Annotated in this window: 11 protein-coding genes; 4 read left to right on the forward strand and 7 right to left on the reverse strand. The window is 74.1% G+C overall.

The window, feature by feature from the left end:
• Positions 1–61: 61 nt before the first annotated feature.
• Positions 62–1,759: an FAD-dependent oxidoreductase gene (locus tag ACGFI9_RS27155; RefSeq protein ID WP_393182267.1), complete on the reverse strand. Its 1,698-nt coding sequence runs from the start codon at positions 1,757–1,759 to the stop codon at positions 62–64.
• Between the two features lie 144 nt (positions 1,760–1,903).
• Here ACGFI9_RS27155 and ACGFI9_RS27160 point away from each other — a divergent pair, with 144 nt between their 5' ends.
• The gene (locus ACGFI9_RS27160) at positions 1,904–3,013 is read left to right on the forward strand and encodes an LCP family protein (RefSeq protein WP_393182269.1); all 1,110 of its coding nucleotides are present in this window, start codon (positions 1,904–1,906) and stop codon (positions 3,011–3,013) included.
• A 1-nt stretch (position 3,014) separates the two neighbouring features.
• On the opposite strand, the gene ACGFI9_RS27165 is transcribed toward ACGFI9_RS27160, so the two are convergent.
• From ACGFI9_RS27165 to guaB, 4 genes are all read right to left on the reverse strand, one after another.
• Entirely contained in the window at positions 3,015–4,469 is a 1,455-nt protein-coding gene (locus tag ACGFI9_RS27165; RefSeq protein WP_393182271.1) for a M1 family metallopeptidase, read from the reverse strand.
• A 118-nt stretch (positions 4,470–4,587) separates the two neighbouring features.
• A complete protein-coding gene (locus ACGFI9_RS27170; RefSeq protein ID WP_393182273.1) occupies positions 4,588–5,985 on the reverse strand; it encodes a M1 family metallopeptidase in 1,398 nt (465 codons plus the stop codon).
• Positions 5,986–6,061: 76 nt separating this feature from the next.
• Positions 6,062–7,180, reverse strand: coding sequence for a GuaB3 family IMP dehydrogenase-related protein (locus ACGFI9_RS27175; protein WP_123242274.1), 1,119 nt, complete (start codon positions 7,178–7,180; stop codon positions 6,062–6,064).
• Positions 7,181–7,211: 31 nt separating this feature from the next.
• On the reverse strand, positions 7,212–8,774 hold the full coding sequence (guaB, locus tag ACGFI9_RS27180) for an IMP dehydrogenase (RefSeq protein WP_393182275.1): 1,563 nt from the start codon (positions 8,772–8,774) through the stop codon (positions 7,212–7,214).
• A gap of 199 nt (positions 8,775–8,973) precedes the next feature.
• On the opposite strand from guaB, the gene ACGFI9_RS27185 reads away from it, so the two are divergent.
• Positions 8,974–9,378 (forward strand): DUF5319 domain-containing protein, encoded by a 405-nt coding sequence (locus ACGFI9_RS27185; RefSeq protein WP_393182277.1) that lies wholly within the window; start codon positions 8,974–8,976, stop codon positions 9,376–9,378.
• Positions 9,379–9,396: 18 nt separating this feature from the next.
• Here ACGFI9_RS27185 and ACGFI9_RS27190 read toward each other — a convergent pair whose 3' ends face one another.
• Entirely contained in the window at positions 9,397–10,221 is an 825-nt protein-coding gene (locus tag ACGFI9_RS27190) for a response regulator transcription factor (protein WP_393182278.1), read from the reverse strand.
• 252 nt (positions 10,222–10,473) lie between these two features.
• On the opposite strand from ACGFI9_RS27190, the gene ACGFI9_RS27195 reads away from it, so the two are divergent.
• Together ACGFI9_RS27195 and ACGFI9_RS27200 are read left to right on the forward strand one after the other, a co-directional pair.
• Positions 10,474–10,857, forward strand: a complete 384-nt coding sequence (locus tag ACGFI9_RS27195; protein WP_393182280.1) for a WhiB family transcriptional regulator — start codon at positions 10,474–10,476, stop codon at positions 10,855–10,857.
• 191 nt (positions 10,858–11,048) lie between these two features.
• Positions 11,049–11,804: a hypothetical protein gene (locus ACGFI9_RS27200; protein ID WP_393182282.1), complete on the forward strand. Its 756-nt coding sequence runs from the start codon at positions 11,049–11,051 to the stop codon at positions 11,802–11,804.
• Positions 11,805–11,942: 138 nt separating this feature from the next.
• Here the strand turns inward: ACGFI9_RS27200 and ACGFI9_RS27205 are convergent, their stop codons facing one another.
• Entirely contained in the window at positions 11,943–13,502 is a 1,560-nt protein-coding gene (locus ACGFI9_RS27205; RefSeq protein ID WP_393182495.1) for a molybdopterin-dependent oxidoreductase, read from the reverse strand.
• Between the last annotated feature and the right edge of the window lie 5 nt (positions 13,503–13,507).

Genomic DNA, 13,507 nt, shown 5'->3' on the forward strand with positions numbered 1-13,507 from the left:
CGCAGCGGGCCGCGCCCCGGTGTGTCCTGCGCCGCGTCCCGCGCCGACCGGGACGCCCGGCTCAGGAACGCAGGGCGGCGGGGGCGTGCGCCGGGACCGCCGGCTCCCGGGGCGGCACCGGCTCGACCCGCCGGTACGGCTCCCCGAGCGGCGGCCGCGGGTCCGCCTCGCCCTTGTTGGGCCAGCACGACATCGCCCGCTCGGCCTGGGCGGTGATGGTCAGCGACGGGTTGACCCCGAGGTTCGCCGAGACGGCCGCGCCGTCCACCACGTGCAGCCCGGGGTGGCCGTAGACCCGGTGGTACGGGTCGATGACGCCGCGCTCCGGGCTGTCGCCGATCACCGCGCCGCCGAGGATGTGCGCGGTCATCGGGATGTTGAACGGCTCGGTGACCGCGCCGCCGGGTGTACCGTCGATCTCCTCGGCGAGCAGCCGGACGGCCTGGTTGCCGGCGGGGATCCAGGTGGGGTTGGGCGTGCCGTGGCCGGGGCCGGAGACCAGCCGGCGGCCGAACGGGCCGCGCCGCAGCCGGGTGGTGAGCGAGTTGTCCACCGACTGCATCACCAGGGCGATCACGGTCCGCTCGGACCAGTTGCGGACCGACAGCATCCGGGCGGCCAGCCCGGGCTGCCGGACGATGCTGCCCAGCCAGCGCCGGACCCGGTGCGGGCCACCGTCGACCAGCAGCGACTGGAGCAGGCCCATCGCGTTGGAGCCCTTGCCGTAGCGGACCGGCTCGATGTGGGTCTGCGGGTCGGGGTGGAACGAGCTGGTGATCGCCACCCCCTCGGTGAAGTCGAGCCCGCGCTGCCGGGCCTGCCGGGGCAGGACCGAGGCGCCGAGGATCGCCTCCGAGTTGGTCCGGGTCAGCTCGCCGAGCCGGGGCGAGAGCCCGGGCAGCGCGCCGGTGGCCCGCATCTCGTGCAGCAGCCGCTGGGTGCCGAGCGCGCCGGCCGCGAAGACCACCTGGTCGGCGTGGATCACCTGGCGGCGCTTGCGCAGCCAGGCGCCGGTGCGCTCGGTGTGCACCTCGTACCCGCCCCCGGCCGCTGGCCGGACCGCGGTCACCGTGGTCAGCGGGTGGACCTGGACGCCCAGCCGCTCGGCCAGCCAGAGGTAGTTCTTGACCAGGGTGTTCTTCGCGCCGTGCCGGCAGCCGGTCATGCAGGCGCCGCAGTGGCTGCACCCGGTCCGCTCCGGCCCGGCCCCGCCGAAGTACGGGTCGGCCACCCGCTCGCCGGGCCGGCCGATGTGCACGCCGACCGGCGTGGCGTGGAAGGTGTGCCCGACCCCCATCCGCTCGGCCACCGCCCGCATCGCCCGGTCCGCGCCGGTGAGGATCGGGTACGTGGTCACGCCGAGCATCCGCTTCGCCTGGTCGTAGTGGCGGGCCAGCTCGTCGCGCCAGTCGGTGATGTCCCGCCACTGCGGGTCGGTGTAGAAGGCGTCCAGCGGCTCGTAGAGGGTGTTCGCGTAGACCAGCGAGCCGCCGCCCACCCCGGCCCCGGAGAGCACCAGCACCCCGCCGCCGGCCTTCCGGTCGGCCGAGCGGAGCAGGGTGATCCGTTGCAGGCCGTAGCAGCCGAGCCGCGGGGCCCAGAGGAAGCGCCGGGCCCGCCAGGAGGTCTCCGGGAACTCGTCGTCGGCGAACCGCCGGCCGGCCTCCAGCACACCGACGGTGTAACCCTTCTCGGCGAGCCGGAGCGCGGTGACGCTGCCACCGAAGCCGGAACCGATGACGACCACGTCGTACCGCATGAACGCATCATTACCGACGGGTAGCTATAGCGCCAGCGAGAGTTTTTCGCAGATCATGCAGAGCGCTCGATGAGCGGGAATCCCCCGTGCTGCAACCCGTGGCACGCCTCGCGCGTCGAGTGGTTACGGGGAGGGAGAACCACGATGACGCGACGACGGTGGGCGCTCGGCCTGGCCGCGCTGGTGGCGGTGCTGGTGGCCGCCGCCGGCGCGGTGGTGGCCGCCCGGCTGGTCTCCCGCCCGTCACCCGCCCCGGTCGCCGGCTCCGCGTCACCCACCCCGTCGGCCGGCCCGTCGACCCCGGCCCCGACCCCGGCCAGCCCCACGCCGCCCCCGGGGGCCGACATCCGCGGCCCGCTCAACCTGCTGCTGGTCGGGGTGGACACCCGGGTCAGCGTGCCGGGCTGGGAGCCGCACGCCGACGCCGTACTGGTCCTGCACGTGCCGGCCGGGCTGGGCCGGGCGTACCTCTTCTCCCTCCCCCGCGACCTGGTGGTGGACATCCCGGCGTACCCGAAATCCGGCTACCCGGGCGGCCGGACCAAGCTCACCCACGCGATGAGCTACGGCAGCCGGGTCCCCGGCGACAAGCTGCACCCCAGCACCGCCCAGGGGTACGAGTTGTTGCGCACCACGGTCAGCCGGTACACCGGGCTGCGCATCGACGCGGGCGCGGTGATCACCTTCACCGGCTTCGACAAGCTGGTGACCGCGCTCGGCGGCGTGGACCTCTACGTCGACCAGCGGGTCGCCTCGATCCACCGCAAGCCCGACGGGACGTACCGGGACCGGGTCGGCAGCACCTACGTGGGACCGCAGATGGTCTACCAGAAGGGCAACCGGCACTTGACCGGCTGGCAGGCGCTGGACTACGCCCGGCAGCGGTACACCGCCGGCGGCGACTACACCCGGCAGCGGCACCAGCAGCAGCTCATCCGCGCCCTGGCCCGGAAGATCCTCGACCAGGGGCTGGCCCGGGACCCGGACCGGGTCGAGCAGGTGGTCGCCGCGCTCGGCAAGACCCTGGTCTACGTCGGCGGCGGGCGGCGGCTGGTCGACTTCGCGTACGCCCTCGGCGGGGTGCCGGCGAACGGCTTCGTCCTGGTCGGACTCCCCGGCGCCGGCGTCGGCAGCGGCGCGTCGTACCGGGGCGAGCAGCTCCGCCCGGTCGGCCGGCAGTTCCTCGCGGCGCTGCGCGCCGGCCGCGCCGACGCGTTCCTCGCCGACCACCCGTCGCTGCGGGTGAAGACCTGAGTCAGAGCGGCTTGGGGGCGGCGGGGCGCTCGGTGCCGTAGAGCCAGGCGTCGAAGAGCTTGCCGAGCTTCTTGTGCGAGACCCGCTCGGCGAGCGCGACGAACTCGGCGGTGGTGGCGTTGCCGTCCTTCTTCTCCGCCGCCCAGGTGCGCAGGATGGTGAAGAAGGCGACGTCGCCCACGGCCACCCGCAGCGCGTGCACGGTCATCCCGCCCCGTTCGTAGACCGACCGGCCGAACAGGTTCGCCACCCCCGGCTTCCCCGGCGGGGTACGCCAGACCTGGCCGGACGCGGCCGCGTACTTCTCCTCGAAGGTGCGCTGCACGGTCGAGGAACCGGTGTGCTCCGCCCAGAGCCACTCGGCGTAGGTGGCCAGCCCCTCGTTGAGCCAGATGTCCTGCCACCTCGTCAGCGACACGCTGTCGCCGAACCACTGGTGGGCCAGCTCGTGCGCGACCACCCCGGTGTTCTCGCCCTGCCGGAAGAACCCGCTCGAGTAGACCGGCCGGCTCTGCGTCTCCAGCGCGTACCGGATCCGGTCGTCGGCGACCACCACCCCGCCGTACGCGTCGAACGGGTACGGCCCGAAGACGCTCTCCAGGTAGTCGGCGACCTCCACGGTCCGCCCGATCGACCGGTCCTGGGGGCCGCCGGGAACCTTCGTGGTGACGGCGTTGAACACCGGCCGTCCCTTGTGCTTCCTGGTGGTGACCCGGAACTTCCCGATCACCACCATGCTGAGGTAGCTGGCCATCGGCGCACCCTCCGACCACGACCAGGTGGCCCAGTCGCCGCGCGGCGTCCGCCCCTTGAAGACACCGTTGCTGACCGCGGTGAGCCCCTTCGGCACGGTGATCTCGACGTCGTAGGTGGCCTTGTCGGAGGGGTGGTCGTTGACCGGGAACCAGGTGCTCGCCGACTCCGGCTGACCGAGCGCGATGGCGCCGTCGGAGGTGTGCAGCCAGCCGCCCTCGCCGAGCACCTCGTTGTCCAGCGGGGCCGGCACGCCGTCGTACCGGATCTCCGCGACAAAGCCGTTCCCGGAGGTCAGGGCGGTGGCCGGGGTGACCACCAGCTCGTTGCCGGTGCGTGCGTGCCGGGCCTTGACCCCGTCCACGGTGACCGACCGGACGGTCAACCCCGCCAGGTCCAGGTTGAACGTGGTGAGGTTGGCGGTGGCGGTGGCGCGCACGGTGGTGGTGCCGGTGAGCCGGTCGGTCGCCGGGTCGTAGCGGACCTGCAGCGTGTAGTGGGCGACGTCGTAGCCGCCGTTGCCGTAGCTCGGGAAGTAGGGGTCGCCGGCGCCGGCCGCGCCGGGCCCGAAGCTCCGCGAGGCGGTCGGCGCGGGCTGGGCCGACCTTCCGGCGGTCGGTGGGGCTCCGGTGGACCCGCAGCCGGCGAGCAGCACCGCGCCGGTGACCAGCAGCCCGAGCCGTCGTCGTGCACCCCGCGTCATCGCCTCGATCCCTCCCCGGGCGCGCGAGCCGAACCGCCCGGGCCGCTCCGCCCGCGGCAGCCTACCGAACTGACGGTCACGCCCGCGTCACGGCAGGGCCGGGGCGGTCATGCCCGCGTCACGGCAGGGTCGGTGCGGTCGCGCCGACCAGCCAGGCGTCGAGGAGCGGACGCAGTGGATGGTCGGCCACCCGCTCGGCGTACCCGACGAAGTCGGCGGTGGTGGCCGTGCCGTTCCGCCGCTCGGCCAGCCAGCCGCGCACGATCCGGAAGAACGTCTCGTCGCCCACCGCGCGGCGCAGCGCGTGCACGGCGAGCGCGCCGCGCTGGTAGACCGCGTCGCCGAACATCCCCGCCCGGCCCGGATCCACCGACGGCCGCGTCCAGTCGGTCGCCGCGTACACCGTGTCGAAGGTCTGCGCGACACTCCGGCCGCCGTCGTGCTCGGCCCAGAGCCATTCCGCGTACGTGGCGAAGCCCTCGTTGAGCCAGATGTCGCTCCACCGGGCCAGCGACACGCTGTCGCCGAACCACTGGTGGGCCAGTTCGTGCGCGACCACCTCGGTGTTCGGCCGGCCGCCCCGGAAGAAGCCCGGCCCGTAGACCGGGCGGGTCTGGGTCTCCAGGGCGTACCGGATGCGCTCGTCGGCGACCACGATGCCGCCGTACGCCTCGAACGGGTACGGCCCGAACCGGCCGGCCAGGAAGTCGGCGACCTCGCCGGTGCGGGCCACCGAGGTGGCGGCCGGCCCGTCCGCCGGGAGCGCGGCGGCGACCGCGGTGACCAGCGGCTTCCCGGCATGCGTGCCGGTCGACACGCGGTAGTTCCCGATCACCAGCGTGGTCAGGTAGCTGGCCATCGGCGACCCCTCGGACCAGCGCCAGGTGGTCCAGCCGGCCCGGCTCTCCGTACCCTTCGGCACCCCGTTGCTGAGCGCGGCGAGCCCGTCCGGGACCGTCACCGCCAGGTCGTAGGTGGCCTTGTCGGAGGGGTGGTCGTTGACCGGGAACCAGGTGCTCGCCGACTCCGGCTGGCCCAGCGCGATCGCCCCGTCCGGGGTGGCGTGGAAGCCGCCGTCGCCCAACTCGGCGCTGGGCAGCGGCTGCGGCTGCGGCACCCCGCCGTACGCGACCTCCACGGTGAACCGCTTCCCGGCCGGCAGGCCCTGCGCCGGGGTGACGACCAGCTCGGCGCCGTCGCGGCGGTGCTTCGCCGGCGCGCCGTCGACGCGTACCCGGTCGACGGTGAGGCCGGCGAGGTCGAGGTGGAACCGGGACAGGCCGGCGGTGGCGGTCGCGGTCACGGTGGCCTGGCCGGTGAGCCGGTCGTCGGCCGGGTCGTAGCGGAGGGTCAGCGCGTAGTGGCCCACGTCGTAGCCGCCGTTGCCGGCCCCCGGCACGTACGGGTCGCCCGCGTCGGCCGCCCCGGGGCGGAACCGCGGGTCGCCCCCGGTGCAGCCGCCGAGCAGCAGCGCGACGGCCAGCGCCCCCGCATACCACCGTCGGCCCCACGTCATCCGCCGAGCCTAGACGCGCGACGGCGCGGGTGGGACGGAATCCGCACCCGCGCCGCCGGTCGTCGGTCGCCTCCGGTCAGCGGTCGAGGACCAGGCCGACCTTCTGGAACTCCTTGAGGTCGCGGTAGCCGCACTTGGCCATCGCCCGGCGCAGGCCGCCGAAGAGGTTGAGCTGCCCGTCCGGCTCGTCGGCCGGCCCGAAGAGCAGCTTCTCCATCGAGCCGAGCGGCTCACCGGCCACCTCGAAGGCGCCGCGCGGCAGCGACGGGTGGCTGGCCGCCGAGTGCCACCAGGCGCCGCCCGCCGGGGCCTCCTCGCAGAGCGAGAGCGGCTCGCCGAGCATCACCGCGTCCGCGCCGCAGCCGAGCGCCTTGGCGATGTCGCCGGAGGTCTGCATGTCGCCGTCGGCGATCAGGTGCACGTACCGGCCGCCGGTCTCGTCCAGGTAGTCGCGGCGGGCCGCGGCGGCGTCGGCGATGGCGGTGGCCATCGGCACCCGGATGCCGAGCACCGACTCGGTGGTCGACCAGTCGTCGCCGCCGATGCCGACGATGACCCCGGCGGCACCGGTACGCATCAGGTGCAGCGCGGTCTTGTAGTCGGTGCAGCCGCCGACGATCACCGGCAGGTCGAGGTCGGCGATGAACTCCTTGAGGTTCAGCGGCTCGTCGGTGGTGGAGACGTGCTCGGCGGAGACGATGGTGCCCTGGATGACCAGGATGTCCACGCCGGCGTCGAGGATCACCGGGGCGAGCGCGAGGGTGTGCTGCGGGGAGACCCGGACGGCGACCGTGCCGCCGCCGGCCCGCAGCTCGCGGACCCGCTCGGCGATCAGGTCGGGGCGGATCGGCTCCGCGTACACCTCCTGGAGGCGCTTGGTGGCCCGGGCCTCCTCGTCCAGGCCGGCCAGCTCCTCCAGCACCTTGGCCGGGTTCTCGTACCGGGTCCAGAGGCCCTCGACGTTGAGCACGCCGAGGCCGCCGAGCTGGCCGAGCCGCACCGCCGAGGAGGGGCTCATGGTGGCGTCGGACGGGTGCCCGACGCAGGGGATGCCGAACTGGTACGCGTCGAGCTGCCACGCGGTGGAGACGTCGTCGACGTCCCGGGTGCGGCGGCTCGGCACGATGGCGATGTCGTCCAGGTGGTAGCCGCGCTGCGCGGTCTTGCCCAGCCCGATCTCGACCACGTCACGCATGGGGGACTCCAGTTGTTTGGGGGGTGGTGGGTCAGCGGGAGTGGTAGTTGGGCGCCTCGACGGTCATCTGGATGTCGTGCGGGTGGCTCTCCTTGAGCCCGGCCGCGGTGATCCGGATGAGCTGGCCACGCCGGTGCAGCTCGGGGATGCTCTCCGCGCCGACGTACCCCATCGCGGCGCGCAGCCCGCCGATGAGCTGGTGGGCGACCTGGGCCAGCGGGCCCCGGTAGGGCACCTGGCCCTCGACGCCCTCGGGGACCAGCTTGTCCTCGGCGAGCACGTCCTGCTGGAAGTACCGGTCCTTGGAGTAGGACTTGGCCTGGCCGCGGGACTGCATCGCGCCGAGCGAGCCCATCCCCCGGTAGGCCTTGTACTGCTTGCCGTTGATGAAGATCAGCTCGCCCGGGCTCTCCTCGCAGCCGGCCAGCAGGCTGCCCAGCATCACGGTGTCGGCACCGGCCACCAGGGCCTTGGCGATGTCGCCCGAGTACTGGATGCCGCCGTCGCCGATCACCGGCACGCCGGCCGGACGGGCCGCCCGGGCGGCCTCCATGATCGCGGTGATCTGCGGCACGCCCACGCCGGCGACGATCCGGGTGGTGCAGATGGCGCCGGGGCCGACGCCCACCTTCACGCCGTCCGCACCCGCGTCGACCAGCGCCTTCGCGCCGGCGTACGTGGCGATGTTGCCGCCGACGATGTCGATGGCGACGTCCTTCTTGAGCCGGGCGACCATCTCCAGCACGGCCCGCTGGTGGCCGTGCGCGGTGTCCACGATCAGCACGTCGACGCCCGCGTCGACCAGGGTGCGGGCCCGCTTGTACGCGTCCTCGCCCACGCCGACCGCGGCGGCGACCCGGAGCCGGCCGGCCTCGTCCTTGGTGGCGTTCGGGTACTGCTCGCTCTTGGTGAAGTCCTTGACGGTGATCAGGCCGCGCAGCTTGCCGGTCCCGTCGACGATCGGCAGCTTCTCGACCTTGTGCTGGCGCAGCAGCGCCAGCGCCTCGTCCTTGCTCACCCCGACCGACGCGGTGATCAGCGGGGCGTGGGTCATGATCTCGCGGACCGGGGTGGCCGGGTCGGAGACGAAGCGCATGTCGCGGTTGGTGACGATGCCGACGAGCTGGCCCTGGCCGTCGACCACCGGGACGCCGGAGATCCGGTAGCGGCCGCAGAGCGCGTCGACCTCGCGCAGGGTGTCGTCCGGGCTGGCGGTCACCGGGTTGGTGATCATGCCGGACTCGGAGCGCTTCACCAGGTCGACCTGGAGCGCCTGGTCCTCGACGGAGAGGTTGCGGTGCAGCACCCCGATGCCGCCCTGGCGGGCCATGGCGATCGCCATCCGCGCCTCGGTGACGGTGTCCATCGCGCTGGAGAGCAGCGGGACGGTCAGCTCGATGGTGCGGGTGAGCTTGGTGCGGGTGTTGACCCGGCTGGGCACGACGTCCGACTCGCCTGGCTGGAGCAGCACGTCGTCGAAGGTCAGCCCGAGCGGCACCACCCGCGCCGAGCCGGCCGGCAGCTCGGGCAGATGACCGCCCAGCTCGCCGCCGTCGACGCCGGCCGGAAGTTCGGTGCTGGGCGAATTCTCCACGATTGCTCCCCTGAGCTGTTCGGACTTGGCTTCGGCGAGGCGGCGCGCGCGGGCACCGGGGCACGCCGGGGTAACGGCGCGTTGTTTCATCGTACCCATTGAGCTGCGCCGGGCCCGGCAGCGGCGGGCAGGGGTAGGCGGGGCCACAGGGACGCCCCGGGGGCGGGCTTTCCGGCCTGTCGAGGACTACGGTGAGGGGGTGCACGACGAGCCCATCGACCCGTTCAACGGCGACCCGGCCGATCCGGCTGCCGGCCTGCACGATCCGAGCGCGGAGGACCCGCTCGACCCGCTGACCGAGGTCGAGCGGCAGGACGTCCTGGAGGACCTCGCCGACCTGGAGATCTACCAGGCTCTGCTCCAGCCGATCGGGGTGCGTGGCCTGGTCATCGAGTGCGAGGACTGCCGGGAGCCGCACTACTTCGACTGGGACCTGCTCCGCGGCAACCTGCGCCACCTGCTCAACTCCGGTCGCCCCCGGGTGCACGAGCCGGCCTACGACCCGGACCCGGACCACTACGTCAGCTGGGACTACGCCCGGGGGTACGCCGACGGCGTGCACGACACCCTGACCGAGGGCACCGAGGAATCCGCCGAGGACTGAGCGGCCGGCCCGGTCCGGTCAGGCGACCAGCCCGGCGCGGAAACCCGCCGCGACGGCGTGCGCCCGGTCGCGGGCGCCCAGCTTGCGGAAGAGCCGGCGGGCGTGGGTCTTGACGGTGTCCTCCGAGACGAAGAGCTCCCGCCCGATCTCCGCGTTGCTCTTCCCCTCGGCCATGCCGAGCAGCACCTGAAGTTCCCGCTCGGTCAGCCCGATCGCGCTGCGCGAGGTACGCGCGCCGGCGCGCGGGCTCGCTCCCGCCGGCGCCGCCTCCGGCTCGCCGCCGGCCGGTTCCGCCGGATCGTCGCCGCGCTGCACCGGCACCACGGTCGGTCCCCCGCCGGGCCCCTCTCCCGGGCCGGCCGGCCAGGCCGGCGTCGCCCCTCCGGGGGTACGCCCCGGCGCGCCCGACCGGGCCGGTCCACCGACCGCGGCGGCGTCCCGGGCCGGGTCGGTCACCCGGTGCCGGGCCGCCCGTCCGGGGGCGGAGAGCAGCAGCAGCGCCTTCGCCACCGCGCTGGTCAGGTCGTGGTCGGCGCCCTGGATCAACCCCCGGGCGCCGGCGTTGATGGTGGCCGCCGCCGCCTCCGACTCCTCGGCGCCGAGCAGCACGACGGCGGCCTGGGGCGCCCGGGCGAGCACCCGGCGGACGAAGCCGGCGCTGTCCGGCCGGGTGAGGGCGGTATCGGCGAGCACGACGTCCACCGGACGCTCGGCGAGCCGCAGCATGACCTCGGGATCGGAGACGGCGGTCCGGACGACGCCGGACAGCCCGAGCCGCGCTGCCGCGGAGGTCAGGTGCTGGGCCGCGAGTGGTGTCCGAACGCACACGAGAACGCTACGCACAGTGGTCTCCTCTCCGACTCAGAGTCGACCACGGCCGGGTCAGCCCCGGAGGATGTTCCGGGCAATCATCCGAACTTTTCCGGCAGATGGGGCATATGCCACCGGTTGTCCGAGGTTTTCGATCACAGATGTGTGAGCGCGGGAAAGCCCGGGTACCGAGGGGTCCAGGCCGGAAGGTGTCCCGCGCGGACCGCCGCCCGGTAGCTGGCCACGCAGGATTCTCCGCGGTGCCGCGCGGGAGGAGGGGTGCTGATGTCGAACGTACGTAGACTGCCCGGACCCATCGTCGACCTCTGGGACTGGCAGCGTCTCGGTGCCTGCCGGGGCCGCGACAGCGCCCAGTTCTTCCACCCGGACGGCGAGCGGGGCTCCTCGCGGCTGCGCCGCGAGTCCGGCGCCAAGGCGGTCTGCCGGGCCTGCCCGGTCCGGGCCGAGTGCGCCGCGCACGCCCTGTCGGTCCGCGAGCCGTACGGCGTGTGGGGCGGCTTCAGCGAGTCCGAGCGGCTCCGGCTGCTCGCCCTCGGCTGGGAGGACCTCGCCGACCGCCGGCAGAGCCGGGTGGACGTCGCCCGGCTGGAGGCCCGCCTCGGCCGGCCGCACAAGTCCGCCGTCCCGGAGCAGCGCAAGGTCGCCTGACCGGCCACCGACCACCGCCGACGCCGCGCCCCGCACCAGGGCGCGGCGTCGGCGCGTCCGGGAACGGGCCGCCCGAAAGTTCTTTACCGAACTTTCCACGTCGTCGGCAACTATTGACAATCCGGCGCAGATCCCGCCAGGAGCCGCGCGACCCGTGGACCACGGGAATCCCGCTCGCTACCTTCGGCGACATGTGGACACTTGTCGATGCAAGGCGGCGTTCCGTACGCGGAGTCGCCACCGCCACCGCACTCGTCGCCGGTCTGGTGCTCGCCGTCCCCGGCGTCGCCCAGGCGTACGCCAGCTCGGCCACCGGCACCATCAACACCGCGGGCGTCGCCCTCAACGTCCGGTCCGGCCCCAGCACGACCTGGGACTCCTGGCGCACCGTGGCCGACGGGGCGACCGTCACGCTGCTCTGCCAGACCAACGGCGAGTCGGTGACCGGCACGTACGGCACCACGACCCTGTGGGACTTCCTCTCCAACGGCGGCATGGTCTCGGACGCCTACGTCAGCACCGGCTCCGACGGCCAGGTGGTCAACAGCTGCGTCTACGTCGGCAACGAGCCGTCGTCCAAGACCAATCCGCGCTCCGCCAACGGGGCCATCAACTGGGCGTTCCAGCGCTACCGCTCCACCGCCTACGAGAACCTCTGCCTCGCCTTCGTCGCCCAGGCGTACGGCTGGGGCGGCTCCGGCTGGAACACCGCGGAGATCGGCGGCGACTGGGAGACCAGCCACGGGTACATGAACACCTCCGGCATCCCGCCGCGCGGCGCCCTGGTCTGGTACCACAACTCGGCCGGCACCGGGCACGTCGCGATCAGCCTCGGCGAGGGCAAGGTCATCGGCACCTCGGTCAGCGGCGGCGTCGGCGTGGCCGGCTACCTCGACCACGGCTCCTACCGCGGCTGGTCGGTGGCCTACTTCCCCGCCGCCTGGTGACCCCACGCGCGGACGGCTCCCCGCGCCTCGCAGACCCCCTGCCGACCAGGGGCGGCGGCACGGCCGCCCCTCGGCGCCCGGCCACGGGTCACCGGCCATGGGCCAGCGCACCGCGCCGCACGGGAGGGCCGGGCGGGCTCAGCGCACCGTGACCTTGACCGTGTGCCAGCCGGTGGCGCCGTCCGGCGCGACCGGGCGCCGCTGTGCCGTCTGGGTCACCCCGTCGGCGTCGGTGGCGCGGACCTGGAGGGTGTGCTCTCCCGGGGTGGCGTCCCAGCGCCACGACCACTGCACCCAGGTGTCGACCGAGACGGCCGGGGCGAGCGTCGCCTCCCGCCACGGCTCGCCGTCGACGCGGACCTCGACCCGGCGGACGCCCCGGTGCTGGGCCCAGGCCACCCCGGCGACCATGACCGGGCCGGCGGTCAGCCGGTTGCGCGGGCGGGGAGTGTCGATCCGTGACTCCGTCTTGATCGGCCCCTGGGCGGACCACCCGCGCGGCACCCAGTACGCGTCGAAGTCGGCGAAGCTGGTCAACTCCAGCTCGGTCACCCACTTGCACGCCGACACGTACCCGTAGAGCCCGGGGACCACCATCCGCGCCGGGAAGCCGTGCGCCACCGGCAGTGGCTCGCCGTTCATGCCGACCGCGAGCAGCGCGTCCCGCCCGTCGCGCAGCACCGCCGTCGGGGTGCCGCAGGTCCAGCCGTCCACCGAGCGCCCGACCACCTGGTCCGCGCCCTCCTCCGGGTCCGCCTCGTCCAGCAGCTCCTTGATCGGTACGCCCAGCCAGCGCGCGTTGCCGATGAGGTCCCCGCCCACCTCGTTGGAGACACAGGCCAGGGTCACGTACCGCTCGACCATCGGCCGGGCGAGCAGGTCGTCGAAGCTCAGCTCGATCGGGTTGCGTACCCGGCCGTGGATCCGCAGCCGCCAGGTCGCCGGGTCCACCTGCGGCACCACCAGGGCCGTGTCGATCCGGTAGAACCCGCTGTTCGGGGTGACGTAGGGGGCGAGCTGGGCCAGCGACAGGTCCGCGCCGGCCGGCACCGCCGGCGCGGGAGCCGACGGGGTGGGCAGGGTGACCGCCTCCCGGGCCGCCGAGACCCCCCGCCGCCCGGCGAGCCAGTGCCCGCCGAGCCCGGCCACCGCCGCCGTGCCGGCCAGCACGCCGACGCCGCGCAGGAACCGCCGCCGCCCCTCGGGGTCCCGCTCCTGGTCCGGCGTCGGCTCGGCTTCGGCGGTGGTGGGTGGGGACCAGGGCCAGAGGTCAGGGGCCAGCGGACCGGCCACGAAGGCCCAGAGCGTCAGCGCCCCGAGCCCGCCTCCGATCAGCGAGGGCAGCGCGGCGGCGGGGCCCGCGCCGGGCCGGGTCAGCGCGGCGACCACCCCGAGGGCGGCGAACGCGGCGATGCCGGCCAGGCCGATCCGGAGCCGCCGGGCGGCGAGCACGCCGAGCAGCGCGGCGAACGCGGCCAGCAGCACGGCCGTCCCGATCAGCAGGGCGATCTTGTCGTGCGTGCCGAAGAGCGAGATGGCGAAGTGCTTCAGCGTCTCGGGCACCAGGTCGACGACCAGCCCACCGACCGCGATCAGCGGCGCGGAGCGGGGGCCGGTGAGGACCGCCACCGGTTCGGCGGCGCCGATCGCCACCACGGCGGCGGTGATCCCGGCCAGCGCGGCGTAGCCGCGGGACATGCTGC

Source organism: Micromonospora sp. NPDC048930, assembly GCF_043197935.1.
Classification (GTDB): domain Bacteria; phylum Actinomycetota; class Actinomycetes; order Mycobacteriales; family Micromonosporaceae; genus Micromonospora.